Below are 26,685 nucleotides of genomic sequence, written 5' to 3' on the forward strand. Positions count from 1 at the left end.
CGTTGCTAGGGTGCGACGCATGCGCCGTCCCGCCGCCCTCCTCCTCGTCGCCCTCGCCGCGGCGGCCCTCTCCGGCTGCTCCCCCGCGGCCGACCCGGAGCCGAGCGCGAGCGGCGCCGTCAGCGGCACGCCGATCCCCCTCGCCTGCGAGCAGCTGGTCCCGGCCTCGGCGCTCGCGGGCCTGTGGGGCGGATTCTCCCCGGACGACGGCATCGGGACCACCGCCGTCTCCGAGGAGATCGCCCAGTACGACGGCCTGGTCTGCGGATGGTCCGACGATTCGGGCGCGGAGCTGCAGCTGGCCGTGGCCCACCTCGACCCCGCGGTGATCGAGGCGCTCAAGAACGAGTTCTTCACCACCAGCAAGGCCGTCCCCACCTACGGCAAGCCGCCGGAGATCGAGGGCTACTACCAGGTGGCCGAGGGGCGGGGCGTCGCGGACGCCTTCGTCGGCGAGTACTGGATCGAGGCGTCCAGCGCCTCCTTCGTCGAGCCGGGCGACCCCGAGCCGCTCGTGCGGTCGGCGATCGGCGTCCTCGCCGACTGAGCCCCGGCGTCAGCCCAGGCGCACCGGCGAGACGTGGTCGTCGACGAGCGCCGCGTCGCAGTCGGCCTCCACGCTCATCCCGGTCAGGCGCAGGTCCGTCAGGTAGCTGCTGAGGAACGCGGTGTCGGCCGTGTCCCGGCCGGACGAGATGCGCAGCATCGACCCGCGCGGAGCCAGCCGGGTCGCGTCCACGACGTGCCAGGCGCCGCCGACCCAGGCCTCCGTGACCGCGTGGAAGTCCCGCGGCTCGAGGCCCGGCGCGTAGACCGCTGTCACCCGAGCGGGGATGTCGAGAGCGCGGAGCAGCCCGGCGACCGTGTGCGCGAAGTCCCGGCACACGCCCTGGCCGCTCTCGATGACCTGCGCCGCTCCCCCGGTGCCGACCGTCGAGCCGTAGACGTACGACAGGTGGCCGTGCACCCATTCCTCGACGGCCGTCAGCGCCTCGAAGCCCCGGGCCCGCCCGAACTCGCGCCGGGCGATCCCTCCGAGCACGTCCGCCTCGGCGTACCGGCTCGGCCGCAGGTACTCGACGAGCTCGAGCTCGCTCGGCTCGTCCGGAGCGCCGTGGCCGGCGACCCGCGCCCGGTACTCGACCCGCAGGTCGCCCTCGTTCCCCGCGACGCGGTGCACGCGGGCGCCGTGCCGCGCCGGGAACTCCCGCACCGGCACGTCCTGCCCGTCGAGCCGGACGGTGAAGGAGTCCTCGAACGAGTCGCCCGTGGGCGTCGCCGCCACCAGGAAGATCAGGTCGGTCGGGCCGTTCAGACGCAGATCCAGCGAGGCGGAGACAGTGCGCAGCATGGCTCCATCGTGGCATGCGCGAGGACGGCTCCCGGCGTCGGGGCCCGCCCCGCCCGGGTGCTAATGTGGTCAGGCACTCCTGGCCCCCATAGCTCAGGGGATAGAGCACTGCCCTCCGGAGGCAGGGGCGTAGGTTCGAATCCTACTGGGGGCACATCCGCGGTCCTCCGCTCTCCTCCCTCGCACATGGGCGCTCAGCTCCGGTGCTCGACGCCCCTCGAGGCGCACCCCTCCACCACGGACCGAGCGGCGTCACCCGGTGGGCGACCGAGTCCGACCGTGGCGCTCCTCACCCGGCGCTCCGACCCTCCCCGGACAGCACGAAGGCCCGCGATCGTCGATCACGGGCCTTCGGGACGTTCACCACCGGCACTCGGCCGGTCGGGCTCACTCGTAGAGGTGGAAGGTGCCGGCGCAGGCGGCCGAGCAGAAGCCGTCGCGGCGACGGGCCGAGGCCGCTCCGCAGGCTTCGCAGCGGCGGCGTCCGAGCATCCGCGAGATCAGGCTCTGAGGCGCCGACGCGACCACCGAGACCGGGGTGTCGGGGCGCACGGGGGCTCCCGTGGTCGAATCGAGCTGGATCCCAGCGATGTCGAGCGTGGCGCGAAGCATCCGTGTTCCTTCCGATCGGTGAACCATGTGCGAGCACTGCATTGCCAGTCCCTGAGATTCTGTGAAGGGCTTGACGCGGCTCGCGATCGAGAGCAGCCGAAATCGACATCTGTCGGTCAGTCGGGATCGACCCGGGGAACGACGAACAGCCGCGGCCCCTCCTGGCGGAGAGAGGCACGGCTGTTCGGGTGTCGGGGATCGGTGGGCGGACGACGCCGGAGCTCATGGGAGCGGAGCGTCGGGCCCGGAACGACCGGGAAGTGGGCCTAGTACGCGCCGCTGGTGCTCCGGGTGTCGATCGCCACCGTCTGTGCGGGAACCGGCGCCGGTCGCAGGGCGGGGAGCGAGGCGCTCCTGCCCGTGCGGAACGGCAGCAGGACGAGCATGACGGGGAGAAGGACGATCCACAGGAGGACCGACAGCGCGAGACGCGCCCAGATGGAAAGAATATTGAGCATGTTTGTGCCGCCTTCGGGTGACGGTAGAGGTGAACTTCGCGAACAGTATCATCAGGCCGACGGGGGGAGAAGAGTAGAATTGCGCCACTGATCGCGCCTCTCCCGCCACGCCCCCGAGCGGTCTGTCACTCCTCATTCGTCGCCCAGCGCCGATCGGATGGGTCGATCCCGCATCCGATCGACACACGGCCCGCGCAGTGCGTCCTCCTGAGGGCCGGGCCGTAGGGTGAGCGCGTGAAGATCCTTGTCGTCGAAGACGATCCAGCCATGGGTGAGGCCCTCGTCGGCGGCCTCGAAGACGCCGGCTACGAGGCCGTGCTCACCACGAACGGCATCGACGCGCTCGTCGCGTTCAGCAACGCCGAGTTCTCGGCCGCCATCGTGGACGTCATGCTCCCGGCGATGTCGGGCTTCGAGATCTGCCGCCGGATCCGCGAGCTCGGCCGGCCCACGCCGATCATGCTGCTGACCGCGCGGGACGCGATCGAGGACCGCGTCTTCGGGCTCGACGCCGGAGCGGACGACTACCTGACCAAGCCGTTCGCGTTCACCGAGCTCAACGCGCGCCTCCGGGCCCTCCTGCGCCGCAGCCCGTCGCTGATGTCCACCTCGATCGACGTCGGACGCATCACCGTGGACGGATCGAGCATCCGGCGCACCGCCGACGGCTCGCGCATCCACGTCAGCCCGAAGGAGCTCGAGCTCCTCAAGCTCCTCATCACTCCCGTCGGCTCCGTGGTGACCCGCCAGCGGATCCTCTCCGAGATCTGGGGCGGCGGCGAGATCGTCGACAACAACATCGTCGACCAGTACGTCAGCTACCTGCGCAAGAAGCTCCCGACCGAGGACACGGGCGTCAGCATCGTGACCGTCCGCGGCAAGGGCTACTTCCTCCGCCCGGTCGAGTAGCCCGTGTCGCGGATGAGCACGGCACGCCGCCGGGTCGGCGCGCTCTCGATCCGCGCGAGGATCACCGTGGGAACGGTCGCTGTGGCGACCGCCCTCTTCGCGCTCGCGGCGCTGCTCTTCTACCAGGTGGTCACCGGCATCGTCGACCGCAGTGAGCGGACGATCCTGATGTCGATCGAGGACGAGGTCCGCCGCGACATCTCGGCGGGCAACGTCCCGCGCACGCAGGGCTCGTCGACGGGTCAGCTGTTCCTCGCCCTCGCGCCCGACGGGAGCGTCAGCACCTCGACCATGCCCTCGCGCCTGAGCGGCGAGGTGCTCAGCGCTCTGGCGGAGGAGCCGGCCGACACCTCGCCCCGGTACGCCGACGTGACGACGGCGAACGGCAGCTACCTGGTCCGCTTCACGGCCATCGAGAGCGATCGCGGCGTCTGGCAGGTCGCCTCCGCCCGCGATCAGGCCGCGTCGCAGCTCGTCCTCGACGACTTCGCCCACGTGCTCGTCTACGCCGCGATCTTCCTCGTCGTCACGTTCGGGCTCGCCTCGTGGATCCTGACGGGCGCCGCCCTCGCCCCGGTGCGCCGGATGCGGGCGCGCGCGGATCACATCGCCGCCGAGCCCGGGCAGGGCGACCAGCTCCCGGTCGTCGGCACGCGCGACGAGATCGACGAGCTCGCGGTGACGCTGAACGCGTTCCTGACCAAGCAGACCGCATCGCTGGCCCGGGAGAAGCAGATGGTGTCGGATGCGAGCCACGAGCTCCGCACTCCCCTCGCCGCGCTCTCCGCGCAGCTCGAGATCGCCCACCACCGCGTCGACGATCCGGTCGCGGTCGACCGGGTCATCCTCGACGCGCAGAAGAGCGTCGACCGGCTCGTGCGCCTCGCGTCCGCCCTGCTCGATATCTCGCGCATCGAGAGCCGCACCGTCCGCCCGACCGCTCCCTTCGCCGAGCTCGTCGACGAGCTGGTGGGCGCCGTCGACCGCACCCGCCTGCTCGCCTCGGAGTCGGGGGTGGAGATCGACTACGAGATCGACGAGCGCGAGCCGGCCCGGCTCTACGCGGTCGCGTCCCAGGACTTCGGCCGGGTGATCGACAACCTCGTGAGGAACGCGATCCAGGCGATGAACGGCGGCGGCATGATCGTCGCCTCCCTCTCGCAGTCGGACGGGCGCCTGATGCTCAGCGTCTCGGACGACGGACCGGGGATGCCCGACGCCTTCATCCCGGTCGCCTTCGACCGCTTCTCCCGCCCGGACAACTCCCGGACCCTCGCCTCCGGCGGCAGCGGTCTCGGACTGGCCCTGGTGCACACCACCGTGCTCTCGGCCGGCGGGACGGTCGCCCTGGTCAACCGCTCCCCCCGGGGTCTCGCGGTCGACATCGTCCTCCCGCCCGTCGGCTCCGCCTGAGCCGCCCCGCCCCGGGAACGACGAAGGCCCCCGGCAGACCGGGGGCCTTCGCGGAGGATCGTCAGCGCGGGTCGTCCTCGGGGCGGACGGGCTGCGGCTGCGGGTCGCCGACCGCGGCGGGCGGCGGAGCCCAGGCCGTCTGCGGCGCCTCCGCCGGGGAGGTGCCGCCGTCGAGCAGGTTGCGCGCGCGGTTGACCACCTCGGGGTCCACGAGCACGGAGTAGCTGGTCGCGATCACCTGCATGGTCGAGGTGAAGTCGCGACGGCGGCGGTTCACGGCGTAGGAGGCGAGCCCGAAGAGCATCCCGAAGCCGGCGCCGAGGAGGACCGCCGCGATGAGGAAGGAGAGCTCCGTCGTCGGCGAGAAGATGATGAGCAGGAGGCCCAGGAAGACGCCGAGCCAGGCGCCGGAGGCCGCTCCGGCGAGAGCGACGCGGCCCCAGGTGAGCTTGCCGGTCACCCGCTCGACGCTCTTGAGCTCATTGCCGATGATGGCGAGCTGGCGCACCGGGAAGTCGGCGCGGGCGAGCACGTCGACGGCGGCCTGCGCCTCCTGGTACGTGTCGAACGTGGCGAGGATCTCCCCGCGCGGGATCGTGGGGAAGGCCGGCCCTCGGCCGCTGAACGGCGTCTGCTGAGTCACCCGGACAGAATCGCACAGGCCACTTGAAGGTCTCTGAACGGATTCGGAGAACCGGCCGAGGGCGAGCCGGGAACGCTCGGCGTCCGCCCGGCTGCACGGGACTAGGTTTGTAGCCGTGAGTTCCGCCAGAGTCTTCGTCGCGCGCTTGGCCGGATGCAGTGTCTTCGACCCGGCCGGCGATCGCGTCGGCAAGGTCCGTGACGTGCTCCTGGTCTACCGGCAGAACGACGCCCCGCGGGTGGTCGGCCTGGTGGTCGAGATCCCCGGGCGCCGTCGCGTCTTCGTGTCGATCGGCCGGGTCACCAGCATCGGCAGCGGCCAGATCATCACCACCGGGCTGATCAACGTGCGCCGCTTCGAGCAGCGGGGCGGCGAGGTCCGCGTCATCGCCGAGCTCCTCGGCCGCCGGGTGAGCTTCGTGGACGGCTCCGGTGACGCGGTCGTCGAGGACGTCGCGATCGAGGAGGCCGCTCCCGGCGAGTGGGAGCTCGCGCAGCTCTTCGTCCGCCGGCCCAAGACCAGCCCCTCCCCCTTCGCCAAGGGCGCGACCGCCTTCGCCGGCTGGCGCGAGGTCCGCGAGAGCGTCTCGACCGAGGCGCAGTCCGCCGAGCAGTACGTCGCCAGCCTCTCCGAGCTCAAGCCCGCCGACCTCGCCAGCACGCTCCTCGACCTGCCGCAGCAGCGGATGCTCGAGGTCGCCGGCGAGCTCTCGGACGACCGCCTCGCGGACGTGCTCGAGGAGATGCCCGAGAGCGAGCAGGTCGAGATCCTCGGCCGGCTCGACGACGACCGCGCCGCCGACGTCCTCGACCAGATGCAGCCGGACGACGCGGCCGACCTGATCGCCCAGCTCTCGGAGGAGCGCGGCGAGGCGCTCCTGGAGCTGATGGAGCCCGAGGAGGCGGACGACGTCCGCATGCTCCTCACCTACGCTCCGGAGTCCGCCGGCGGTCTGATGACCACGGAGCCGATCATCGTCTCCTCCGAGGCGACCGTCGCCGAGGGTCTCGCCCTCATCCGCCGCCACGAGCTCGCCCCGGCCCTCGGCGCCGCCGTCTGCGTCACGCTGCCGCCCTACGAGCCGCCGACCGGCCGCTTCCTCGGCATGGTGCACTTCCAGCGAATGCTCCGCTACCCGCCGCACGAGCGCCTCGGCACCCTGCTCGACCAGAGCATGGACCCGATCACGCCCGAGACCTCGGCGGCCGAGGTCGCCCGGATCCTGGCCAGCTACAACCTCGTCTCGGTGCCCGTCGTCGACGCGTCCCACCGCCTCGTCGGCGTCGTGACCATCGACGACGTCCTCGACTACCTCCTCCCCGACGACTGGCGCAGCCACGGCGACGACGACGAACCGAGGAAGCCGGTGACGACGGCGACGCAGGGCGTCCCGCTCGTGCCGCCGGCACCCGCGGCGACAGGCAGGACACGACGGGGACGGAGGGGCGCGCGTGGCTAGGGACACCAAGCAGGACCGGCGCCTGGACGCTCCCAAGGGCTTGCGCACCCGCGTCCTCTCGCGGCGGAACCGCCCGAGCAGCGACCGCTTCGGCCGCCTGACCGAGTCGTTCGCCCGCGGCATGGGCACGCCGTGGTTCCTGGTCGGCATGACGATCTTCTGCGTCTTCTGGCTGATGTTCAACACCTACGGGCCCGCGGACGCGCGCTTCGACTCGCAGGCTCTCGGCTTCACGGTGCTGACGCTGATCCTCTCGCTGCAGGCCTCCTACGCCGCGCCGCTGCTGCTGCTCGCGCAGAACCGCCAGGACGACCGCGACCGCGTCCAGATCGAGCAGGACCGGCAGCGGGCCGAGCGCAACCTCGCGGACACCGAGTACCTCGCGCGCGAGGTCGTGGCCCTGCGCCTGGCGATCCGCGACATGGCGAGCAAGGACTTCATCCGCTCGGAGCTGCGCGGACTGCTCGAGGAGCTCGAGAAGGATCGGGCGCAGGAGCCCGAGCGGCGCGATGCCTGACGTCGCCGCCATCGAGACCGCCGTCAGGACGGCGCTGGCCCGCGTCGTCGATCCGGAGATCCGGAAGCCCATCACCGAGCTCGACATGCTCGAGTCGGTCGAGGCGGCCGTCGACGGAGCGGTCCGCGTCACGATCCGACTGACCATCGTCGGCTGCCCGGCCGCCTCCGCGATCGAGCGTGACGTGCGCGAGGCCGCGGCCTCGGCTCCCGGAGTCACGGCGGTCGACGTCGTGGTCGGAGTCATGACGTCGGCGCAGCGCACCGCCCTCACCGAGCGCCTCCAGGGCGGCCGCCGGAGCATGCCCTTCGGCCCGGACTCGCTCACCCGCGTGTACGCGGTCACCAGCGGCAAGGGCGGCGTCGGCAAGTCGACCGTCACCGCCAACCTCGCGGTCGCCCTCGCTCAGCGGGGTCTCGCGGTCGGCCTCGTGGACGCCGACGTGCACGGCTTCTCCATCCCCGGCCTGCTCGGCTTGATGCACGACGGGCGCGTCGCGGGGCCCACCCGCGTCGGCGAGCTGATGCTGCCGCCGGTGGCGTACGGCGTGAAGGTCATCTCGATCGGGATGTTCCTCGAGGGCGACACCCGCGGGGCGGCCGTCTCCTGGCGCGGGCCCATGCTGCACCGCACGATCTCCCAGTTCCTCACCGACGTGTACTTCGGCGACCTCGACGTGCTCCTGCTCGACCTGCCTCCCGGCACGGGGGACGTGGCGATCTCCATCGGGCAGCTGCTCCCGCATGCGGAGGTCCTCATCGTCACCACACCGCAGCCGGCGGCCGCCGACGTGGCCGAGCGCAGCGGCGCGCTCGCCCGCCAGTCGGGTCAGCGCATCGTCGGAGTGGTCGAGAACATGTCCGGACTCCCCCAGCCCGACGGCTCGGTGCTGGAGCTCTTCGGCAGCGGAGGCGGCGCCGAGGTCGCGCGTCGGCTCACCGCGGCGGGCGACGAGGTGCCGCTGCTCGCGTCGCTGCCGATCTCCGTCGCGCTGCGGGCGGGGGGCGATGAGGGCGTGCCCGTCGTCGTCGGCGATCCGGAGGATCCTGCTGCCCGGGCGATCGACGCCCTGGCAGCGACGCTCGCCGCGCGGCCGCGGGGACTGATCGGCCGTCGGCTTCCGCTCGCCGTCGGCTGACGCCTCCGCGCGGCTTGGTGCGGACGGCGTCGGTCGGGACGCCCGCCCGGCGCTCCTCGCGGAGCAGGGCTCAGGTGGCCTCGGAGTCGATCGGCGGCGGCGCGACGCTCGAGAGCGTGCCGGACGAGACGGAGCGCTGCATCGTCGTGTAGTAGCTGTCCTGCGCGGAGCCGGTGCCGCCCGGCACGACCGGAGCGGCGACAGCGGTGGGCGGCTTCACGGTGGGGGCCGGATCGTCCTCGAGCAGGGCGTCGCGGATGATGCGGCGGGGATCGTACTGGCGCGGGTCGAGCTTCTTCCAGTCGACGTCGTTGAACTCGTCGCCCATCTCGTCCTTGACGCGCTCCCGGGCCTGCGTGGCGAATCCGCGCACCTTGCGCACGAGCTGCCCGAGCTGGGCGGCGTAGTGCGGGAGGCGGTCGGGACCCAGCACGAAGACGGCGATGACCCCGATGATGAGGAGCTTGTCGAACGTCAGACCGAACACGAGGACAACACTAACCCGCCGCGCCTCCCTCGCGGAGCCCGCGCGCCACCGTACCCTGACGATGCCCGGGCGCGATCCGCCCGGTGCACCGATCAGAGGAGCGCCCCCGTGTCCGACAAGGATGCCAACTGGAAGTACGCCGAGGACGCGGTCGTCGAGTCGGAGGCCATCGCCTCGGCCCGCCGGCTCTCGGTCGAGCTGGGCATCGACGCCGTCTCCCCCTCGATCGGCGCGCAGGCCGCGCTGGTCGCCGCCGCGGCGCGCGCGACCTCCATCATCGAGATCGGCACCGGCACCGGAGTGAGCGGCCTGTGGCTGCTCGACGGCGCCCCCGAGGCCATGCTCACCTCGATCGACTCCGAGGCGGTGCACCAGCAGCACGCGCGCGCCCAGTTCCACGAGGCGGGCATCTCGCCCAACCGGCTGCGGCTCATCCCGGGCCGCGCCCTCGAGGTGCTGCCCCGGATGAACGAGAACTCCTACGACATCGTCTTCGTCGACGGCGATCCGCTGCAGGTCATCGAGAACGTCGAGCACGCGCTGCGGCTCGTCCGTCCGGGCGGGACGGTCCTCGTCCCCCACGCGCTCTGGCGCGGACGCGTGGCCAACCCCGCGCAGCGCGACGAGATCGCGACGGCGTTCCGCACGCTGGTGGCCGAGGTCTGCGCCTCCCCCGCCGTGGTCAGCGTGCTCTCGCCGATCGGCGACGGCCTGCTGCAGGCCAACAAGCGCCGCGCCTGACGAGCGCGGCCGACCGAGGAAAGACGGAACGCCCGCCGCACGGTGTGCGACGGGCGTTCACGACGGTGCGGATCAGGCGGGAGACACCACCGACGCGAGCGCGTCGTGCAGCTCTTTCGCCTCTGCATCGTTGACCGAGACGACGAGGCGTCCGCCTCCTTCGAGCGGAACGCGCACGACGATGAGTCGGCCCTCCTTAACAGCCTCCATCGGTCCGTCTCCGGTCCTCGGCTTCATGGCCGCCATAGAGTTCCCCTTTCGTGACGTATCCCCCTATTATCGTGCATCCGCGGGGGTGTTCCGAACCGCGCCCGGAAGTCGGGCGTCAGCCGATCACGGCGGGGACCAGTCGCCCGGGGTGAACACCCAGCACAGCAGCACCCAGACGATCTGCCCGACGATCGATGCGGCCACCACGAACACCCTCAGGAGAGTCGACCGCGGCACCGCGAGCGCCCCGGCCAGCGGGAACATCGGCATCAGGATGCGGAACGTGCTCGACTGCGGGTAGAAGAACGCGAAGAGGTAGATCGCGTAGCCGCCGACCCAGAGCCGCGAGAAGACGTCGAGGCTGCGCGTGGCCCGCGAGAACAGGATCGCCAGGAATCCGAGCACCACCACGACGGTGATGCCCATGCCCGTGATCGGCGAGCCGAACCAGAGGCCTCCCCACCAGCCTCCACCGGCGAACCAGGAGGTGAAGGGGATGAGCTCGCCCTCGCCGATGAAGACGCTGCGCCAGGCGAGCTCGGTGTCGGTGTAGGCGGTGAAGGAGCCGGTCACGGCCCAGGCGATGAGCAGCCAGGCGAAGCCCACCGCGAGGGACCAGACCGTGAGGGCGACCGTGAAGGCGAACTCCCGGCGGGCGAACGGCTCGGTGCCGTGCACGTGGCGCCAGACGCGGTAGAGGAAGTAGAGGCCCGTCATCGCCGCGATCGCGAGGCCGCTCGGGCGCAGGAGCCCCACGACCAGCACGACGGGGAACGTCCAGATCCACTTGCGGCGCACCAGCAGGAGGAGCAGCACGGCCGTCAGGAGGATGCCGCCGGACTCCGCGTAGCCGATCTGCAGGATCGGGGACGTCGGAGCGACGCAGAAGAAGACGATCCCCATCAGCGCCTGGCCCTCGCTGAGCGAGACGCGGAACAGCCGGTAGATCACCAGGCACGCCGCTGCACTGCAGACCAGGGCGACGAGCACCGCCGCGTTCGCCCAGTCGAGCCCGGTGATGTTCATCAGGCCGCGGACGGTGAACGGGTAGACGGGCATGAACGCCCAGGGGTTCTGCTCCACGGCTCCGGACGGCGAGAGCGGCAGGACCGACGGGTACCCCGTCATCCCGATCCGCTCGTACCAGCCGCCGTCCCACGTCGTCGCGAACCGGACGTAGGTGTCGCGGAGTCCCGTCCACTCGACGCCCTGACGCACGGCGCCGACCCGGAGCATGATCACGGTCGTGACGACCCGCGACACGGCGAAGACCAGGAGCACCTGGATCCACCACGGGATCCTCCGGAGCAGACCCCAGCGGGAGCGGGACGGAGAGGCGTCCTCCGTCTCCGGCGCGATCGCGGTGGCGCTCACGCGAGCGGCCCGCGGTCCGTCGAGGAGGCGGTCGTCAGCGGGGAGCGGGCGGGTGTCGCCGCGGCTCGCCGGCGGGTCGGCCGGAGGAGGGGCGACGCGTGTCGCGGCTCACCGGCTGGCGTGAGGGGAGACATTCCGACGAGCATACCCGTGCGGGAGTCGGGAGTCCCCGGAGGAGCACCGCGCCGGGCGGGCGCGCGGCACGATCACGGCGGAGTCCAGTCCGATCCGGCGACGGCCCAGCAGATCGAGATCCAGACGACCTGGCCGCCGATCCCGAGCAGGACCAGCGCGACGCGGAAGACCGGCGAGCGCGGCACCGCCAGCGCTCCGACGAGCGGGAACATCGGGCTCAGCAGCCGGAAGGTGCTCGACTGCGGGAAGAAGAACGCCAGCAGGTAGACGCCGTACCCGGCGACCCAGGCCCGGCTGAAGAGATCGAGCCGCCGTGTCCACGGTGCGGCGAGGATCCCGACGAACGCCGCCAGGAGGAGCACCACCAGCACGACGCCGACGGCCGGAGCACCGAACCACCACGAGCCCCACCAGGCGCCGCCCTGGAACCACGGAGTCAGCGGGAGCAGCTCCTGGTAGCCGATGTAGACCGCACGCCACGCCAGCTCGGTGTCGGTGTACGCGGTCATCGACCCGGTGACGACCCACGCCACGGCGGGCCAGAGGAAGCCGACCACGAGCCCCCACGCCGTCAGGCCCACGGCCGGCAGCCACTCCGACCGCGGGAACGGCTCCGTGCGGCGCCGGACGAACCGGTAGACGACGTACAGGCCGAGCGCGGCGGCGAAGGCGAGCCCGCTCGGCCGCGTCAGGCCCAGCAGCAGCACGACGGGCACGACAGCGAGCCAGCGCCGCCGCACCAGGAGGAGGAGCGTGACCGCGGTCAGCAGCATCGCCATCGACTCCGCGTAGGCGAGCTGCATCAGCGGCGAGGTCGGCGCCACGCAGAACAGCAGCACCGCCGTCAGCGACTGCGACTCGCCGAGGGAGTGCCGGAAGAGGCGGTACAGGACGAGGCAGGCTCCGGCTCCGCACAGGACGGAGACGGTCACGGCGGCCGGAGCCCAGGTGAAGCCGGTGAGCGCCATCAGCGCCTTCACGACGCCCGGGTAGAGCGGCATGAAGGCCCAGGCGTTCTCCCCCACGTGGCCGTCCTGCGTGATCGGCAGGAAGCCGGGGTACCCGGTGGCCGCGATGATCTCGTACCAGCGGCCGTCCCACATCGACGCGAAGGCCGAGTAGGACGGGGAGGGTCCGGTCCACGGGTTCGCGAGCTGGTGCGCGGCGAACTGCAGCAGGATCACCGTCGTGACCACGCGGGTCGCGATGTACACCAGGAGGACCCGCGCCCACCACGGGACCAGGCGCAGGCGGAGGCGGAGTCGGACGGGGACGGCCGTGGCGCTCGCGCTCACGAGGACGCGGTCAGCCAGCGGCGGAGGCCCTCGGCGCACTCGGTGATCTCGTGCACCGCCACGCGCTCGTCGTCGGCGTGGGCCCGGAGCGGGTCGCCCGGTCCGTAGTTGACAGCCGGGATGCCCATGGCGGAGAACCGCGCGACGTCGGTCCAGCCGTACTTGGGCTTCGCCTCGGCTCCGACGGCCGCGAGGAAGGCCTGGGCCAGAGGTGCGTCCAGCCCCGGGCGGGCGCCCTCGGCCAGATCGTCCACCCTCACCTCGAACCCCTCGAAGAGCTCCTCGAGGTGGGCGAGCGCCTCCTCCCCGGACCGGTCGGGGGCGAAGCGGTAGTTGACCTGCACCGTGCAGAGGTCCGGGATCACGTTGCCCGCGACCCCGCCGGTGACGCGCACGGCGTTGACGCCCTCGCGGTACACGAGGCCCTCGACCTCGACCTCGCGCGGTACGTAGGCGGCGAGGCGGTCGAGGATCGGCGCCGCCGCGTGGATCGCGTTCTCGCCGACCCAGCTGCGGGCGGAGTGGGCGCGGACGCCGCGGGTGACCACGTCGACCCGGAGCGTCCCGTTGCAGCCGCCCTCCACTGCTCCGCTCGTCGGCTCGCCGAGCACGGCGAAGTCGGCGGAGAAGAGGTCGGGGCGGTGCCGGGAGAGCCGGCCGAGGCCGTTGAGATCCGCTGCGACCTCCTCGTTGTCATACCACATCCAGGTGATGTCGACGGCCGGATCGGAGAGCTCGGCGGCGAGGACGAGCTGCACCGCCACTCCGGCCTTCATGTCGACGGTCCCGCGGCCGACCAGATGCTCGACGCCGTCGATCGTCTCGGCGACGACGGGCAGGTTGCCGTTGACCGGCACCGTGTCGAGGTGCCCGGCGATCACGACGCGCTGGGCGAGGCCGAGGTTCGTCCGCGCCACGACGGTGTGGCCGTCGCGGATGACCTCGAGGTGGTCGTACTGCTCGAGCGCCCACTGCACCGCGTCCGCGATCTCGAGCTCGTCGCCCGAGACGGACGGGATGTCGCAGAGGATCCGCGTCAGGGCGACCGGATCGGTGCGCAGATCGAGCGGAGGGGCGGTGGTCGGATCGGCCATGCGCCCCAGGGTAGCGGCCGGACGCTCCGCGCTACCCTGATCGGCATGACCCTCGAGCACTCCGCAGACTCCTCCGCGCCCGCCTCCGCCTGGGGATACGGGCTCGCCACCGTGGCCGACGACGGCACCGTCCTCGACACCTGGTTCCCGGAGCCCCGCCTCGGCACCATCCCGGCCGGCCGCGACCCCTGGATCGTGCCGGCGGAGTTCGAGGAGCAGGCCGGCGAGGATCCGCGCCGCGAGGTCCGCATCGACGTGGTCACGCTGCAGATCGACGTGCAGGCGCCGCCCGCCTCCACGTCCGACGCCTACCTGCGGCTGCACCTGCTCTCGCACCTCCTGGTCCGCCCGAACGAGGTGAACCTCGACGGCGTCTTCGCCCACCTGCCGAACGTGGTGTGGACGAACGCCGGTCCGGTCTCGCCGAAGTCGTTCACCCGCCTGCGCCCCTCGCTCCGGCGCCACGGCATCCAGGCCACCGGCATCGACAAGTTCCCGCGTCTGACCGACTACGTCACCCCGGCGAAGGTGCGCATCGCGGACACCTCGCGCGTCCGCCTCGGGGCGCATCTGGCACCCGGCACGACGGTGATGCACGAGGGCTTCGTCAACTTCAACGCCGGGACCCTCGGCAGCTCGATGGTCGAGGGGCGCATCTCGCAGGGCGTCGTGGTCGGCGACGGCTCGGACATCGGCGGCGGCGCCTCCATCATGGGCACCCTCTCGGGCGGAGGAGTGCAGCGCGTCTCGATCGGCGCGCGGGCCCTGCTGGGTGCGAACTCGGGCATCGGCATCTCCCTCGGCGACGACACCGTCGTCGAGGCCGGCCTCTACGTGACCGCCGGCACCAAGGTCGTCGTGGTCGGCGGAGCGCCGCGCGCCGACGGCGCCCCGCAGACCGTGAAGGCCGTGCAGCTCTCGGGCGTGCCGAACCTGCTCTTCCGCCGCAACTCCCTCACCGGGGCCGTCGAGGTCCTCCCCCGCACCGGCGCCGGCATCGAGCTGAACGCCGCCCTGCACGCCTGAGGACGGGCGTCCGGCGCCGCCGGGCCCAGCAGGCGGCACCCCGGGACGAACCGTGCTGATCGAGTCCGCGGCGACCACGCCGCTCTGCGTCCCGCCTCGAAGAAGCGGTTCGAGCCTCGGACGGCCGACGAGAGGCGGATGCGCCGCACGGCGAGAGCCCGCCCCCGGCGGGGACGGGCTCTCGGGGACCGGTCAGCGGTCGTTCGGCCAGTGGCGCTCGGGCGAGCCCATGTAGAGCTGCTGCGGGCGGCCGATCTTGGTCTGCTTGTCGGTGTTCATCTCACGCCAGTGGGCGATCCAGCCGGGCAGGCGGCCGATCGCGAAGAGCACGGTGAACATCCGGGTCGGGAAGCCCATCGCCTTGTAGATGACGCCCGTGTAGAAGTCGACGTTCGGGTAGAGGCGCCGCTCCTTGAAGTAGTCGTCCTCGAGCGCGAGGGCCTCGAGCTCCATCGCGATGTCGAGCAGCGGGTCCTTCACGCCGAGGGCCTGCAGGACCTCGGAGGCGCTCTCCTTGACCAGCTTCGCGCGCGGGTCGTAGTTCTTGTACACCCGGTGGCCGAAGCCCATCAGGCGCACGCCCTCCTCCTTGTTCTTCACCCGCTCGACGAACGTCGACACGCTCTCGCCCGACTCGCGGATCCGGCCGAGCATGGTGAGCACCGCCTCGTTCGCTCCGCCGTGCAGAGGGCCGAACAGGGCGTTGATTCCTGCCGAGACGGAGGCGTAGAGGTTCGCCTCGGTGGAGCCGACGAGGCGGACGGTCGACGTCGACGCGTTCTGCTCGTGGTCCTCGTGGAGGATCAGGAGGCGGTCGAGCGCCTTCGAGAGCACCGGGTCGACCTGGTACTGCTCGGCCATCGTTCCGAAGTTGAGGCGGAGGAAGTTGTCGACGAAGCTCAGCGAGTTGTCCGGGTAGAGGAACGCCTGGCCGATCGCCTTCTTGTGGGCGTACGCCGCCATCACGGGCAGCTTCGCCAGGAGGCGGATCGTGGTGAGCTCCACCGCCTCCGGATCCTTAGGGTTGGAGCTGTCCTCGTAGTACGTCGACAGGGCCGAGACCCCGGCCGAGAGCACCGACATGGGGTGCGCGCTGTGCGGGAGCGCGTCGAAGAAGCGCTTGAGGTCCTCGTGGAGGAGCGTGTGGCGGCGGATGCGCTCGTCGAAGCCCGCGAGCTCGTCGGCCGTCGGCAGCTCGCCGTAGATGAGGAGCCAGGCCACCTCGAGGTAGGTCGCGTTGGTGGCCACCTCCTCGATCGGGTAGCCGCGGTAGCGGAGGATCCCCTGGTCGCCGTCGATGTAGGTGATCTGCGACTTGGTCGCCGCCGTGTTCACGAAGCCGTAGTCGAGCGACATGAAGCCGGTCTGCTTCGACAGGGTCGAGAAGTCGATGCTCGAGGAGCCGTCGACGCTGCGCAGGACCGGGAAGTCCGCGGTGCGGTCGCCGAAGGTGAGCGTGACCTTCTCGGGGAGCTCCTGCTCCGCCGGCGCGGGAGGCGGCGTCGTGGCGCTCCCGGTCGCGGGCTCCGTGGAGCCCACCGTCGCGGTTCCGTCGCTCTGCGTGCCGGATTCGGTCACAACGCCTCCCAGGTCGTCGCGGTCGCACCCCGGAAGCGCTCGCGCGGAGCGGGCGGCGCCGGGTCTGGATCGTGGTGCAGCCGGGGCCTCGCGAGGCGCCGTCGACCGAACCACATACAGCCTATGGGCAAAGCGGGGGCACTGTGACATCGCCCAGCGCTGGGGCCGGGGCCTTGTCGGAACCCGCCAGGATCGGCCGGGTCGAGCGCCTCAGAGGCCGCCGGACAGGCGCTCGACGGCCGCGTCGATCCGCTCGTCGGAGGCCGTCAGCGAGAGGCGCACGTGCTCGGGGAAGCCCTCCCCGTAGAAGACGCCGGGGCCCGCGAGGACGCCGAGGCGGGCGAGCCGGTCGATGGACTCCCAGGCCGGGCGGCCCTCGGTCGCCCACAGGTAGAGGCCGGCCTCGCTGCGGTCGATCCGGAAGCCCGCGGACTCGAGGGCGGGCCGGAGGCGGTCGCGGCGGGAGCGGTAGCGTTCCTTCTGCGCGGCGACGTGCTCGTCGTCGGCGAGGGCGACGATCATCGCCTCCTGCAGCGGACCGGGCACGATCATGCCCGCGTGCTTGCGGACGGTCACCAGGCGCGCGATCAGGGCCGCGTCCCCGGCGACGAAGGCGGCGCGGTAGCCGGCGAGGTTCGACTGCTTGCTCAGCGAATAGACGCCGAGGACCCCGGTGCGGTCCTCCCCCACCACGCGCGGGTCGAGGACGCTCGGGATCGGCTCGTCGGCCCAGCGGCCGTCCCAGCCGAGCTCGGCGTAGCACTCGTCCCCCGCGATCACGGCGCCCAGCTCACGGGCACGCGCGACGGCGCGCTGCAGGGCGGGCACGTCGAGCACGGCGCCGTCGGGGTTGCCGGGAGAGTTGAGCCAGACCAGGCGTGTCGTCGCGGGCCACTCGGCGGGGTCGTCGGAGGCGAGCGCCTCGGCGCCGGCGATCGCCGCGCCCATCGCGTACGTCGGGTAGGCGGCGCGCGGATGCACGACCACGTCCCCCTCCCCGAGTCCGAGGAGGAAGGGTAGCCAGGCGACGAGCTCCTTGGAGCCGATCGTCGGCAGGACCTCGTCGATCCCGAGGCCCTCGACTCCGCGCCGCCGCGCGTACCAGGCGGCGATCGCCTCGCGCAGAGCGGGGGTGCCCACGATAGTGGGGTACGCGTGCGAGTCCGTCGCGCGGGCGAGCGCGTCGCGGATCGGGGCGGGCGTCGGGTCCACCGGCGAGCCGATCGACAGGTCGACGATCCCGCCGGGGTGCTCCGCCGCCGTGCGGGCGAAGGGCGCCATCAGGTCCCAGGGGTAGTCGGGCAGCGCGCCGAGGGCCACGGGAGCGGCCTCAGTGGCTCTGCGGAGGCAGCGCCGCGATGACCGGGTGGTCCTTCGCGATCGCGCCGACCTTGGCGGCTCCGCCCGGGGAGCCGATCTCGTCGAAGAACTCGACGTTGGCCTTGTAGTAGTCGGACCACTCCTCGGGGAGGTCGTCCTCGTAGTAGATCGCCTCGACGGGGCAGACCGGCTCGCAGGCACCGCAGTCCACGCACTCGTCCGGGTGGATGTAGAGCGAGCGCTCGCCTTCGTAGATGCAGTCGACCGGGCACTCGTCGATGCAGGCGCGGTCTTTGACATCGACGCACGGAAGTGCGATCACGTAGGTCACGGTGCTCCAGGTCCCTTCGAACAGTGTCTCTATCGTACGGGGGCCGACGGGGCGTCGGCGTCCGCGGGCCGCGGGGCGGCGGCGGGAGCGGCCGCCCGCAGCCGCGGCCACGCGATCACGACGAGGGCGATGAGGGCGGGGAGGAAGGTCCAGGCCACGCCGAGGCCGTTCGCCGGGACGAGGACGGATCCGCCGGTGCTGCGCAGGGCGAGCAGCCCGATCATCCCGAGCAGGCCCATCGCGGTGCAGAACGCGACGAACCGGTCGATGAGCACGAGGCGCAGCCCGAGCAGGAGCAGCAGCACGCCGGCGAGGGAGGCGGCGAGGCCGACCGGGAGGACGACACCGCCGACCGACACGGTGCTCTGATGGGCGACGGTCGTGATCGCCCCGACCACCGCGCCGACCAGGACTCCGGCGACGCCCGACAGCACACGCGATCCGAGCGTCGGACGCTCCTCCGGCAGCGGCGCCGGACGGCCCGCCTGCGCGACCGGGCGGAAGCGCTCGATGCGGCCGATGGGGAACGGCGGACCGCTCGAGAGCCGGGCCTCGTCGCCCTCGACCACCAGCTGCGTCGCGTGCGCCTCGAGGGCCGCGCGCTTGCGGGCGTGGTCCTCGGCGGACAGCTCGATCACGACGTCCCCGGGGAGGGGCGGGGCCGCGTCGGGGAGGACGGCGAGGAAGCGCAGGCCCAGGCGCTCGGCGGCGCGCTCGGCGACCCGGGCGGTGCGGACGTGGTCCGGGTGGCCGTAGCCGCCGCCCGCGTCGTACGACAGCACGACGCCCGCGTCGACCTGCCGCAGGACAGCGACGAGATCGGCCACCTCCTCGTCCTCGGACGCGGCGGTGAAGGACGCGGGATGCACCGGCTCGAGCGGCACCGGGACGCGGCCGGGTCCCCACTGCATGCCGGAGTCCCGGTAGACGCGCGGAGCGAGGCCGGGTGCGCGGGCGCCCGCCTCGCCGAGGAAGCGGTGGTCGGCGACGCCGAGGGCCGTCAGGGCGACGACGAGCTCGGTCGTCCGATGCGCGGCCAGCTCGGCCGAGCCCTCGAGCGGAGCGAGGTCCTCGGGGATGACCTCGCCGCACTCGCCCCGCGTGGCGGTGACGACGGTGACGGAGGCGCCCTGCGCCACCAGCTGCGCCAGGGTCCCGCCCATGGTGATCGTCTCGTCGTCGGGGTGGGCGTGCACCGCCACCACCCGCTCCGCTGCTGCGTCCCGGCCCGCGTCCACTCTCCGCCTCTCGTCCTGCGCGGCCTCCGCTGCGGGCGCTTCTGGACAGCGACCGGGCAGCGGACTACAGTCGACCCGGGTTAGGCAAGGCTTACCGAACAACGGAGCCCCGCCGACCGGATCGACTCGGGGCGGGAGTCGCCCCCTCCTCGTCCACCATCGACCAAGAGAACACGCGTGCTCGCAAACTACCTCATCGGCCTCCGCGAAGGCCTCGAAGCCGGCCTCGTGGTCGGCATCCTCGTGGCCTACCTGACCAAGCTCGGCCGGCGCGACGTGCTGCCGCGGCTCTGGACCGGCATCGCCGCCGCGATCGCGATCTCGCTCGTCACCGGTGCGATCCTCACTTGGGGCCCCTCGACCCTGTCGTTCCAGGCTCAGGAGCTCATCGGCGGCGGCCTCTCGATCCTCGCGGTCGGCCTGGTCACCTGGATGATCTTCTGGATGGGCGCGAACGCCCGCAGCATGAAGGGCGACCTCGAGTCCCGGCTCGACGGCGCCGTCGCGGGGTCGGCCCTCGGCATCGTGGTCCTCGGCTTCATCAGCGTCGGCCGCGAGGGCATCGAGACGGCGCTCTTCGTCTGGGCGAGCGTGTCCTCGAGCACTGCGGGGTCGGGATCCAGCGCGTGGGTCGGCACGGTCGGCGCGATGCTGGGCATCCTCAGCTCGGTCGTCATCGCGTACCTGATCTTCCGGGGCTTCGTCCGGATCGACCTCGGGCGCTTCTTCACCTGGACGGGCGGCTTCCTCATCCTCGTCGCGGCCGGCGTCCTCTCCTACGGCGTCGGCGACCTGCAGGAGGCGTCGCTCCTGCCCGGCTGGGGCACCCCGCTGTTCTCGCTCGGCCCGATCCTCCCGCCGCCCGTGACCGCCGTGGTCGGCGGCCTCTTCAACTACACGCCCGAGCCGACCGCTCTGCAGTTCGCCGCCTGGCTGCTCTACCTCGTCGTCGTCGGCGCCCTGTTCGTCCGCCAGGTCCGCCTGCGCGGTCCGCGACGGGGCAGCGCGGCCCCGGTCGCCGCTCCCGCTCCCACCTCCGTCTGACCCGCTCCGGCACCGCCGGCGCACTCGCCCCGATCCAGGAGAAGCATGTCCTCGCGCGCTCGTCCCACCCTCCCCCGCGTCACCCTCGGCCTCGTCGGCGCCGGCGCCCTGGCGCTGATCCTCACGGGCTGCGTGCCGAACACCCCCGCGTCCTCCTCCTCCGCCGCGCTCGACGTCGCGATCAGGGACGACGCCTGCGAGGTGTCGACGGCGACCGCCGAGGCGGGAGCGGTGACGTTCTCACTGACCAACGGCGGCTCGGACGTCAACGAGTTCGAGATCCTGGCCGAGGACAAGCTGCGGATCGTGGGCGAGAAGGAGAACGTGACCCCGGGCCAGAGCGTCTCCTACGTCGCTCAGCTCGAGCCGGGCACCTACTACACCGCCTGCAAGTTCCAGCAGGTCGGCGCCCCGGTCGGGCTGAGCGAGTTCACCGTGACCGGTGAGGCCACCGCGCAGTCGGCGGACGAGAAGGCGGCGACGGAGGCGGCGGTCACCAACTACGTGGCGTACGTGAAGTCGCAGGTGGGCGAGCTGCTCCCCGCGGTCGCCGAGTTCGCGCAGGCCTACGAGGCCGGCGACGACGAGAAGGCGCGCGGCCTCTTCGCGTCGACCCGCGTCTTCTACGAGCGGATCGAGCCGACCGCGGAGGCGTTCGGCGACCTCGACCCGCGCATCGACTACCGCGAGGTCGACGCCGTCGCCGAGGGCCTGGACTGGACCGGCTTCCACCGCATCGAGAAGGACCTGTGGGCCCCCGCGGAGGGTGCGCTCAACTCCGACGGCACGAGCGCGCTCCTCGACTGGGCGCCCTCCACCCCCGAGCAGCGCGCGCAGTTCGGCCAGGGCCTCGTCGACGACGTGCAGAGCCTGGCCGACCTCGTGAACGCGCCCGGCTTCACCGTCTCGGTGGGCGACATCTCCAACGGCGCCATCGGCCTGCTCGACGAGGTCGCGGCCGGCAAGATCACGGGCGAGGAGGACTGGTGGTCGAGCACCGACCTCACCGACTTCGCCGCGAACGTCCAGGGCGCGGAGGTGGCGTTCGGCAACGTCGAGCCGATCGCGACCGCCAGCGGCGACGAGGGCGCCGACCTCACCGGACGGATCACGCAGCGGTTCTCCGAGCTCGACGCCCTGCTCGCGCAGTACGGCTCGATCGACTCCGGCTTCGCCGCGTACTCCACCGTCACCGCGGAGCAGAAGAAGGAGCTCTCGGATGCGGTCAACGCTCTCTCCGAGCCGCTCTCGCAGCTGACTCACACGGTGCTGGGCGTCGAGGAGCCGGCCGCGTAGTGGGCGCCGAGCAGCTCGAGGGAGCCCGGCCGACGGATTCCGAGCAGCCCGCCGACGAGCCACGCCGCCTCTCGCGGCGCGGGCTGCTCGGCCTCGTCTCGGCGGGGACGGCCGGGCTGGCCGCCGGAGTGGGCGGCACGGTGGCCGTCACGTCGTCCGCGAGCGCGACGGCCTCCTCCGCCCCGCGCACCGTGCCGTTCTTCGGCGCGAACCAGGCGGGCATCACCACCGCCGCGCAGGACCGGCTGCACTTCGCCGCGTTCGACCTCGCCGCGGGCACCACGCGCGAGGACCTCGTCGAGCTCCTGAAGGACTGGACGCTCGCCGCCTCGCGGATGACCCAGGGCCTCGAGGTCGGCGAGACCGGCGCGGTGGACGGGCCGGACACGGCTCCCCCGGAGGACACCGGGGAGGCGCTCGGGCTCGACGCCGCGTCGCTCACCGTCACGGTCGGCTTCGGACCCACCCTCTTCACGGACGAGTCCGGCGCCGACCGCTTCGGCCTCGCCGACCGCCGGCCTCCGCAGCTGCAGGCCCTGCCCCGCTTCCGCGGCGACGCGCTCGTCCCGTCGGCCGGCGGCGGCGACCTCTGCATCCAGGCCTGCGCCGACGATCCGCAGGTCGCCGTGCACGCCATCCGCAACCTGAGCCGGATCGCGTTCGGCCGGGCCTCGCTCCGCTGGTCGCAGCTCGGCTTCGGCCGCACCTCCTCGACGTCCACCGCCCAGGCGACTCCGCGCAACCTGTTCGGCTTCAAGGACGGCACGGCGAACGTGAAGTCCGAGGAGGCCGACGCCGTAGAAGAGCACGTCTGGGTCCCCTCCTCCGACGGCCCCGCGTGGATGGTCGGCGGCAGCTACCTGGTCGCGCGGAAGATCCGGATGATCATCGAGACGTGGGACCGCAGCCAGCTGGGCGAGCAGGAGCGGGTCATCGGCCGCAGCAAGGGGTCCGGAGCCCCGCTCTCGGGCGGCACGGAGTCCACCGAGCCCGACTTCGCAGCGGCCGGCGCCACCGGTGCCCCGCTGATCGATCAGGAGTCGCACGTGCGCCTCGCGCACCCGAGCGTGAACAACGGAGTGCGGCTCCTGCGGCGCGGCTACAACTTCGTCGACGGCAACGACGAGCTCGGACGCCTGAACGCCGGGCTGTTCTTCCTCTCGTTCCAGCGCTCCCCGGAGCAGTTCGTCACCGTGCAGCGGAACCTCGCGACGGACGCGCTGAACGAGTACGTGAAGCACGTCGGCTCGGCCGTGTTCGCGGTGCCGCCCGGTGCTCGCGACGAGACCGACTTCCTCGGCTCCGGCCTCTTCGCCTGATCCCTGAGAGGACCCGCACTCCGTCCCAGGATCCGGCGGGCGCACTCCACGGCGCGCCGGAGCCTGCGCCCGTAGCGTCGTCGGCGATGTCCGGGAACAGTGCGAGAAGCGGCCTGACCAAGCGCGAGCGCCAGGAGCTCGCCCGAGCGCAGGCGCGGGAGCGCCGCGAAGCCGAGAGGCGCCGGCGGCGCCGGAACCGGCTGCTCGGGCAGGGCGGAGCGGTCGTCGGGCTCCTCGCGGTCGTGGCCCTGGTCTGCTGGAACGTCTGGTCGCAGCAGGAGGTCGCGAGCGCCGGCCCGGCGAACATGCTCAGCGACGGCATCGTCCTCGCGGGCGACGGCTCGGCCGTGACGGCGACGACGACCGCGGCGATCGCTCCGGGAGCCTCCCCCGTCCCGACCGACGAGAGCGCCACGCGGGCGGGCGGAGTCGTCGCCGTCGACCTCTACGTCGACTACCTCTGCCCGTACTGCGGGCAGTTCGAGAAGGCGAACGCCGAGCAGCTGCAGTCGTGGTTGACGAAGGGGGCGATCACGCTCGAGATCCACCCGGTGGCGATCCTCGACTCCTCCTCGGCCGGCTCCGAGTACTCCAGCCGGGCCGCGAACGCCGCGGCGTGCGTCGCCGACGAGGATCCGGACCGCTTCCTCGCCGTGAACGCGGCGCTCTTCGCGCAGCAGCCGGCGGAGGGGACGACGGGCCTCGACGACGACGCTCTGCGGGCGCTGGTGACCGGAGCGGGCGTCACCGACGACGACGTCCTCGCCTGCATGACCGCGGGCGAGTTCCGGCCCTGGGTGAAGGCCGCGACCGAGCGGGCCACCTCGCTCCCCCTCGCGAACTCCTCGCTGCCGACGCTCGAGTCGACGCCCACCGTGCTGGTGAACGGCGAGCAGTACACGGGGAAGCCGGACGACGCGGCGGCGTTCGTCTCCTTCGTCACCTCGACGCTCGAGGCGGAGTCCTCGACCCCCTCTCCCTCTCCGAGTCCGGCGGGCTGATCCGGACCGCGAGGGACGGGATCGGCGCTGCACGCTGCAGCACCGGGCGGAGACGACGAGACCGGCCGGAGCATCGCTCCGGCCGGTCTCGTCGTAGGCGGGCGCCGAGGCGCCCGGGGCTCAGCCCTGCTTCTTGAGGCGGCTCGTCATGCGCGCGCGGGCGTTAGCATCGAGCTCCACCTTGCGGATGCGGACGACCTCGGGGGTGACCTCGACGCACTCGTCCTCGCGGGCGAACTCGAGGCACTCCTCGAGCGTCAGCTGACGCGACGGCGTCATCGACTCGAAGGTGTCGGAGGTGGACTGACGCATGTTGGTCAGCTTCTTCTCCTTGGTGATGTTGACGTCCATGTCGTCGTTGCGCGAGTTCTCGCCGATCACCATGCCCTCGTAGACCTCCTCGGTGGGGTTCACGAAGAAGGTCATCCGCTCCTGGAGCGCGATGATGGCGAACGGGGTGACGACGCCGTTGCGGTCCGCGACGATCGACCCGTTGTTGCGGGTGACGATCGCGCCGGCCCACGGCTCGTAGCCGTGCAGGATCGCGTTCGCGATGCCGGTGCCGCGGGTGGTGGTGAGGAACTCGGTGCGGAAGCCGATCAGGCCGCGCGACGGGACGATGAACTCCATGCGGACCCAGCCGGTGCCGTGGTTCGACATGCCGTCCATGCGGCCCTTGCGGGCGGCGAGGAGCTGCGTGATCGCGCCGAGGTACTCCTCCGGAGCGTCGATCGTCAGGTGCTCGAAGGGCTCGTGCGTCTTGCCGTCGACCTGGCGGGTGACCACCTGGGGCTTGCCGACGGTCAGCTCGTAGCCCTCGCGGCGCATCTGCTCGACGAGGATGGCCAGCGCGAGCTCGCCGCGGCCCTGGACCTCCCACGAGTCGGGGCGTCCGATGTCGACGATCTTGAGCGACACGTTTCCGATGAGCTCGCGGTCGAGTCGGTCCTTGACCATGCGCGCCGTGAGCTTGTGGCCCTTGACCTTGCCGACGAGCGGCGAGGTGTTGGTGCCGATCGTCATCGAGATCGCCGGGTCGTCGACCGTGATGGCCGGCAGCGGGCGGATGTCCTCGGGGTCGGCGATGGTCTCGCCGATGGTGATCTCGGGGAAGCCCGCGATCGCGACGATGTCGCCGGGGCCCGCGGACTCGGCCGGGTAGCGGTCGAGCGCCTTGGTGATCAGCAGCTCGGTGATGCGCGCGTTGGTGTGGGTGCCGTCGTGGTGGACCCAGGCGACCGTCTGCCCCTTCTTGATCGTGCCGTTGAAGACGCGGAGGAGGGCGAGGCGGCCGAGGAACGGCGACGCGTCGAGGTTGGTGACGTGGGCCTGGAGGGGCGCGTCGTCGTCGTAGGTCGGCGCGGGGATGTGCTTGAGGATCGCCTCGAACAGCGGCTCCAGGTCCTCGGCGTCCGGCAGCGTGCCGTCCTCGGGCTTGTTCGCCGAGGCGCGACCGGCCTTGCCGGAGGCGTAGACCACGGGGACGTCGAGGATCGCGTCGAGGTCGAGGTCCGGCACGTCGTCGGCCATGTCCGAGGCGAGGCCGAGGAGCAGGTCCTGGCTCTCGGCGACGACCTCGTCGATGCGCGCGTCGGGGCGGTCGGTCTTGTTGACCAGGAGGATGACGGGGAGCTTCGCCTCGAGCGCCTTGCGCAGCACGAAGCGGGTCTGGGGCAGCGGGCCCTCGGACGCGTCGACGAGGAGGCAGACGCCGTCGACCATCGACAGGCCGCGCTCGACCTCGCCGCCGAAGTCGGCGTGGCCCGGGGTGTCGATGACGTTGATGGTGATGGGACCGTCGCTCGCGTGCTTGCCGCTGTACGAGACAGCGGTGTTCTTCGCGAGGATCGTGATGCCCTTCTCGCGCTCGAGCTCGTTGGAGTCCATCGCGCGCTCGTCCACGTGGGCGTGCGCGTCGAAGGAGTTCGTCTGCTTGAGCATGGCGTCGACCAGCGTGGTCTTGCCATGGTCGACGTGGGCGACGATCGCGACGTTGCGCAGGTCGGAGCGGGTGGCACTTGCCATGGATACGGACTCGTCTCGTGTTCTCGTGCAAAAGGGGGACCATCCATCGTACCGCAGCGAGGCGTCCGCACGGCGAAGGGCCCCGGATCCCCGCTCCGGAGGGCTCCGAGGAGCGCTCCAGGCGGGGCCGGGGCCCAGGTGACGGTCGGTCAGACCGCGAACTCGATGCCGGCGCCGGGGATGGCGTCGAGCAGCTCGCGGGTGTACTCCTGCTGCGGCGAGTCGAACACGGTGTCCGTCGGGGCGTGCTCGACGATCCTGCCCTTCTGCATCACGCAGACGTCGTCGGCGATCACGCGGACCACCGCCAGGTCGTGCGTGATGAACAGGTAGGTCAGCCCGAGCTCGGCCTGCAGGTCGGCGAGGAGGCGGAGGATCTGCGCCTGGACGAGGACGTCCAGAGCCGACACGGCCTCGTCGAGCACCACGATCTCCGGCTTAAGCGCGAGCGCGCGGGCGATCGCCACACGCTGGCGCTGGCCGCCGGAGAGCTCGTTCGGGTACCGGCTCGCGATCACGCGCGGGAGGGACACCTGGTCGAGCAGCTCGAGGACGCGCTCGCGCTGCGACGTCCGGTCGCCGGACAGAGAAGCTCAAGGGCCGCGACATGCTGGCGCTCCGGCGCTCCATGCAGCCGGTGTTCCAGGACCCGTACGGCTCGCTCGACCCGC

General features: G+C 72.0%; 26 protein-coding genes, 1 tRNA gene and 1 pseudogene. 13 read left to right on the forward strand and 15 right to left on the reverse strand.

Going from position 1 to position 26,685, the window contains the following annotated elements:
* Nucleotides 1-19 precede the first annotated feature (19 nt).
* Complete coding sequence (locus tag C5D04_RS09900; RefSeq protein ID WP_104333000.1) at nt 20-547, forward strand: hypothetical protein; 528 nt, start codon at nt 20-22, stop codon at nt 545-547.
* Between the two features lie 9 nt (nt 548-556).
* Here C5D04_RS09900 and C5D04_RS09905 read toward each other — a convergent pair whose 3' ends face one another.
* Nucleotides 557-1,351, reverse strand: coding sequence for a transglutaminase family protein (locus C5D04_RS09905; RefSeq protein ID WP_104232730.1), 795 nt, complete (start codon nt 1,349-1,351; stop codon nt 557-559).
* Nucleotides 1,352-1,433: 82 nt separating this feature from the next.
* On the opposite strand from C5D04_RS09905, the gene C5D04_RS09910 reads away from it, so the two are divergent.
* Nucleotides 1,434-1,505: transfer RNA gene (locus C5D04_RS09910), tRNA-Arg, on the forward strand.
* A gap of 233 nt (nt 1,506-1,738) precedes the next feature.
* Here C5D04_RS09910 and C5D04_RS09915 read toward each other — a convergent pair.
* Both C5D04_RS09915 and C5D04_RS09920 read right to left on the reverse strand, forming a co-directional pair.
* Nucleotides 1,739-1,963: a hypothetical protein gene (locus C5D04_RS09915; protein WP_104262481.1), complete on the reverse strand. Its 225-nt coding sequence runs from the start codon at nt 1,961-1,963 to the stop codon at nt 1,739-1,741.
* 266 nt (nt 1,964-2,229) lie between these two features.
* Nucleotides 2,230-2,421 carry a hypothetical protein gene (locus C5D04_RS09920; protein ID WP_104232732.1) on the reverse strand — a complete coding sequence of 64 codons (192 nt, stop codon included), beginning with the start codon at nt 2,419-2,421 and terminating at the stop codon, nt 2,230-2,232.
* 234 nt (nt 2,422-2,655) lie between these two features.
* On the opposite strand from C5D04_RS09920, the gene C5D04_RS09925 reads away from it, so the two are divergent.
* Together C5D04_RS09925 and C5D04_RS09930 are read left to right on the forward strand one after the other, a co-directional pair.
* Nucleotides 2,656-3,330, forward strand: a complete 675-nt coding sequence (locus tag C5D04_RS09925; protein WP_258059273.1) for a response regulator transcription factor — start codon at nt 2,656-2,658, stop codon at nt 3,328-3,330.
* Nucleotides 3,331-3,342: 12 nt separating this feature from the next.
* A complete protein-coding gene (locus C5D04_RS09930) occupies nt 3,343-4,743 on the forward strand; it encodes a cell wall metabolism sensor histidine kinase WalK (protein WP_146086335.1) in 1,401 nt (466 codons plus the stop codon).
* 61 nt (nt 4,744-4,804) lie between these two features.
* Here C5D04_RS09930 and C5D04_RS09935 read toward each other — a convergent pair whose 3' ends face one another.
* On the reverse strand, nt 4,805-5,386 hold the full coding sequence (locus C5D04_RS09935) for a general stress protein (RefSeq protein WP_258059272.1): 582 nt from the start codon (nt 5,384-5,386) through the stop codon (nt 4,805-4,807).
* Nucleotides 5,387-5,501: 115 nt separating this feature from the next.
* On the opposite strand from C5D04_RS09935, the gene C5D04_RS09940 reads away from it, so the two are divergent.
* The 3 genes from C5D04_RS09940 to C5D04_RS09950 are packed head-to-tail and all read left to right on the forward strand — an operon-like array spanning nt 5,502 to nt 8,500.
* Entirely contained in the window at nt 5,502-6,845 is a 1,344-nt protein-coding gene (locus tag C5D04_RS09940; protein ID WP_104225554.1) for a magnesium transporter MgtE N-terminal domain-containing protein, read from the forward strand.
* The gene (locus C5D04_RS09945; RefSeq protein ID WP_104222991.1) at nt 6,838-7,362 is read left to right on the forward strand and encodes a DUF1003 domain-containing protein; all 525 of its coding nucleotides are present in this window, start codon (nt 6,838-6,840) and stop codon (nt 7,360-7,362) included. Before C5D04_RS09940 ends, C5D04_RS09945 begins: the two co-directional genes overlap by 8 nt.
* The gene (locus C5D04_RS09950) at nt 7,355-8,500 is read left to right on the forward strand and encodes an Mrp/NBP35 family ATP-binding protein (protein ID WP_104291535.1); all 1,146 of its coding nucleotides are present in this window, start codon (nt 7,355-7,357) and stop codon (nt 8,498-8,500) included. Before C5D04_RS09945 ends, C5D04_RS09950 begins: the two co-directional genes overlap by 8 nt.
* A 70-nt stretch (nt 8,501-8,570) precedes the next feature.
* Here the strand turns inward: C5D04_RS09950 and C5D04_RS09955 are convergent, their stop codons facing one another.
* Nucleotides 8,571-8,987: a twin-arginine translocase TatA/TatE family subunit gene (locus tag C5D04_RS09955; protein WP_146076468.1), complete on the reverse strand. Its 417-nt coding sequence runs from the start codon at nt 8,985-8,987 to the stop codon at nt 8,571-8,573.
* A gap of 108 nt (nt 8,988-9,095) precedes the next feature.
* On the opposite strand from C5D04_RS09955, the gene C5D04_RS09960 reads away from it, so the two are divergent.
* Nucleotides 9,096-9,728, forward strand: coding sequence for an O-methyltransferase (locus tag C5D04_RS09960; RefSeq protein ID WP_104222989.1), 633 nt, complete (start codon nt 9,096-9,098; stop codon nt 9,726-9,728).
* A gap of 72 nt (nt 9,729-9,800) precedes the next feature.
* On the opposite strand, the gene C5D04_RS09965 is transcribed toward C5D04_RS09960, so the two are convergent.
* The 4 genes from C5D04_RS09965 to dapE all read right to left on the reverse strand — a co-directional run bounded on the left by C5D04_RS09965 (nt 9,801) and on the right by dapE (nt 13,836).
* Entirely contained in the window at nt 9,801-9,974 is a 174-nt protein-coding gene (locus C5D04_RS09965) for a DUF3117 domain-containing protein (RefSeq protein WP_068208299.1), read from the reverse strand.
* An 87-nt stretch (nt 9,975-10,061) separates the two neighbouring features.
* Nucleotides 10,062-11,312: a hypothetical protein gene (locus C5D04_RS09970; protein WP_104294988.1), complete on the reverse strand. Its 1,251-nt coding sequence runs from the start codon at nt 11,310-11,312 to the stop codon at nt 10,062-10,064.
* 206 nt (nt 11,313-11,518) lie between these two features.
* On the reverse strand, nt 11,519-12,742 hold the full coding sequence (locus C5D04_RS09975; protein ID WP_258068885.1) for a hypothetical protein: 1,224 nt from the start codon (nt 12,740-12,742) through the stop codon (nt 11,519-11,521).
* Nucleotides 12,739-13,836, reverse strand: a complete 1,098-nt coding sequence (gene dapE, locus C5D04_RS09980; protein ID WP_104294987.1) for a succinyl-diaminopimelate desuccinylase — start codon at nt 13,834-13,836, stop codon at nt 12,739-12,741. Before dapE ends, C5D04_RS09975 begins: the two co-directional genes overlap by 4 nt.
* A 45-nt stretch (nt 13,837-13,881) precedes the next feature.
* Here dapE and dapD point away from each other — a divergent pair, with 45 nt between their 5' ends.
* Entirely contained in the window at nt 13,882-14,862 is a 981-nt protein-coding gene (gene dapD, locus C5D04_RS09985; protein WP_104291536.1) for a 2,3,4,5-tetrahydropyridine-2,6-dicarboxylate N-succinyltransferase, read from the forward strand.
* Nucleotides 14,863-15,054: 192 nt separating this feature from the next.
* Here dapD and C5D04_RS09990 read toward each other — a convergent pair whose 3' ends face one another.
* The 4 genes from C5D04_RS09990 to C5D04_RS10005 all read right to left on the reverse strand — a co-directional run bounded on the left by C5D04_RS09990 (nt 15,055) and on the right by C5D04_RS10005 (nt 19,329).
* On the reverse strand, nt 15,055-16,440 hold the full coding sequence (locus tag C5D04_RS09990) for a citrate synthase (RefSeq protein ID WP_258062828.1): 1,386 nt from the start codon (nt 16,438-16,440) through the stop codon (nt 15,055-15,057).
* A gap of 210 nt (nt 16,441-16,650) precedes the next feature.
* Nucleotides 16,651-17,760, reverse strand: coding sequence for a succinyldiaminopimelate transaminase (gene dapC / locus C5D04_RS09995; RefSeq protein WP_104325331.1), 1,110 nt, complete (start codon nt 17,758-17,760; stop codon nt 16,651-16,653).
* A gap of 10 nt (nt 17,761-17,770) precedes the next feature.
* Nucleotides 17,771-18,091 carry a ferredoxin gene (gene fdxA / locus C5D04_RS10000; protein ID WP_104325332.1) on the reverse strand — a complete coding sequence of 107 codons (321 nt, stop codon included), beginning with the start codon at nt 18,089-18,091 and terminating at the stop codon, nt 17,771-17,773.
* A gap of 29 nt (nt 18,092-18,120) precedes the next feature.
* On the reverse strand, nt 18,121-19,329 hold the full coding sequence (locus tag C5D04_RS10005) for a PIG-L family deacetylase (RefSeq protein ID WP_146085948.1): 1,209 nt from the start codon (nt 19,327-19,329) through the stop codon (nt 18,121-18,123).
* Between the two features lie 177 nt (nt 19,330-19,506).
* Between C5D04_RS10005 and efeU the strand changes: the two genes are divergently transcribed.
* The 4 genes from efeU to C5D04_RS10025 all read left to right on the forward strand — a co-directional run bounded on the left by efeU (nt 19,507) and on the right by C5D04_RS10025 (nt 23,989).
* On the forward strand, nt 19,507-20,373 hold the full coding sequence (efeU, locus tag C5D04_RS10010; RefSeq protein ID WP_104225548.1) for an iron uptake transporter permease EfeU: 867 nt from the start codon (nt 19,507-19,509) through the stop codon (nt 20,371-20,373).
* 45 nt (nt 20,374-20,418) lie between these two features.
* Complete coding sequence (gene efeO, locus C5D04_RS10015) at nt 20,419-21,669, forward strand: iron uptake system protein EfeO (RefSeq protein WP_104347662.1); 1,251 nt, start codon at nt 20,419-20,421, stop codon at nt 21,667-21,669.
* Nucleotides 21,669-22,988, forward strand: coding sequence for an iron uptake transporter deferrochelatase/peroxidase subunit (gene efeB / locus C5D04_RS10020; protein WP_104347663.1), 1,320 nt, complete (start codon nt 21,669-21,671; stop codon nt 22,986-22,988). Before efeO ends, efeB begins: the two co-directional genes overlap by 1 nt.
* 86 nt (nt 22,989-23,074) lie before the next feature.
* Complete coding sequence (locus tag C5D04_RS10025; protein WP_104249551.1) at nt 23,075-23,989, forward strand: thioredoxin domain-containing protein; 915 nt, start codon at nt 23,075-23,077, stop codon at nt 23,987-23,989.
* 120 nt (nt 23,990-24,109) lie between these two features.
* Here the strand turns inward: C5D04_RS10025 and typA are convergent, their stop codons facing one another.
* Both typA and C5D04_RS10035 read right to left on the reverse strand, forming a co-directional pair.
* Nucleotides 24,110-26,014 (reverse strand): translational GTPase TypA, encoded by a 1,905-nt coding sequence (gene typA, locus C5D04_RS10030; RefSeq protein ID WP_104222978.1) that lies wholly within the window; start codon nt 26,012-26,014, stop codon nt 24,110-24,112.
* 149 nt (nt 26,015-26,163) lie between these two features.
* Nucleotides 26,164-26,571, reverse strand: a pseudogene (locus C5D04_RS10035) (ATP-binding cassette domain-containing protein); the annotation flags it as partial.
* Between the last annotated feature and the right edge of the window lie 114 nt (nt 26,572-26,685).

Origin of the sequence: Rathayibacter sp. AY1D2, assembly GCF_002932695.1 — a bacterium.
In the GTDB taxonomy this organism is placed as follows: domain Bacteria; phylum Actinomycetota; class Actinomycetes; order Actinomycetales; family Microbacteriaceae; genus Rathayibacter.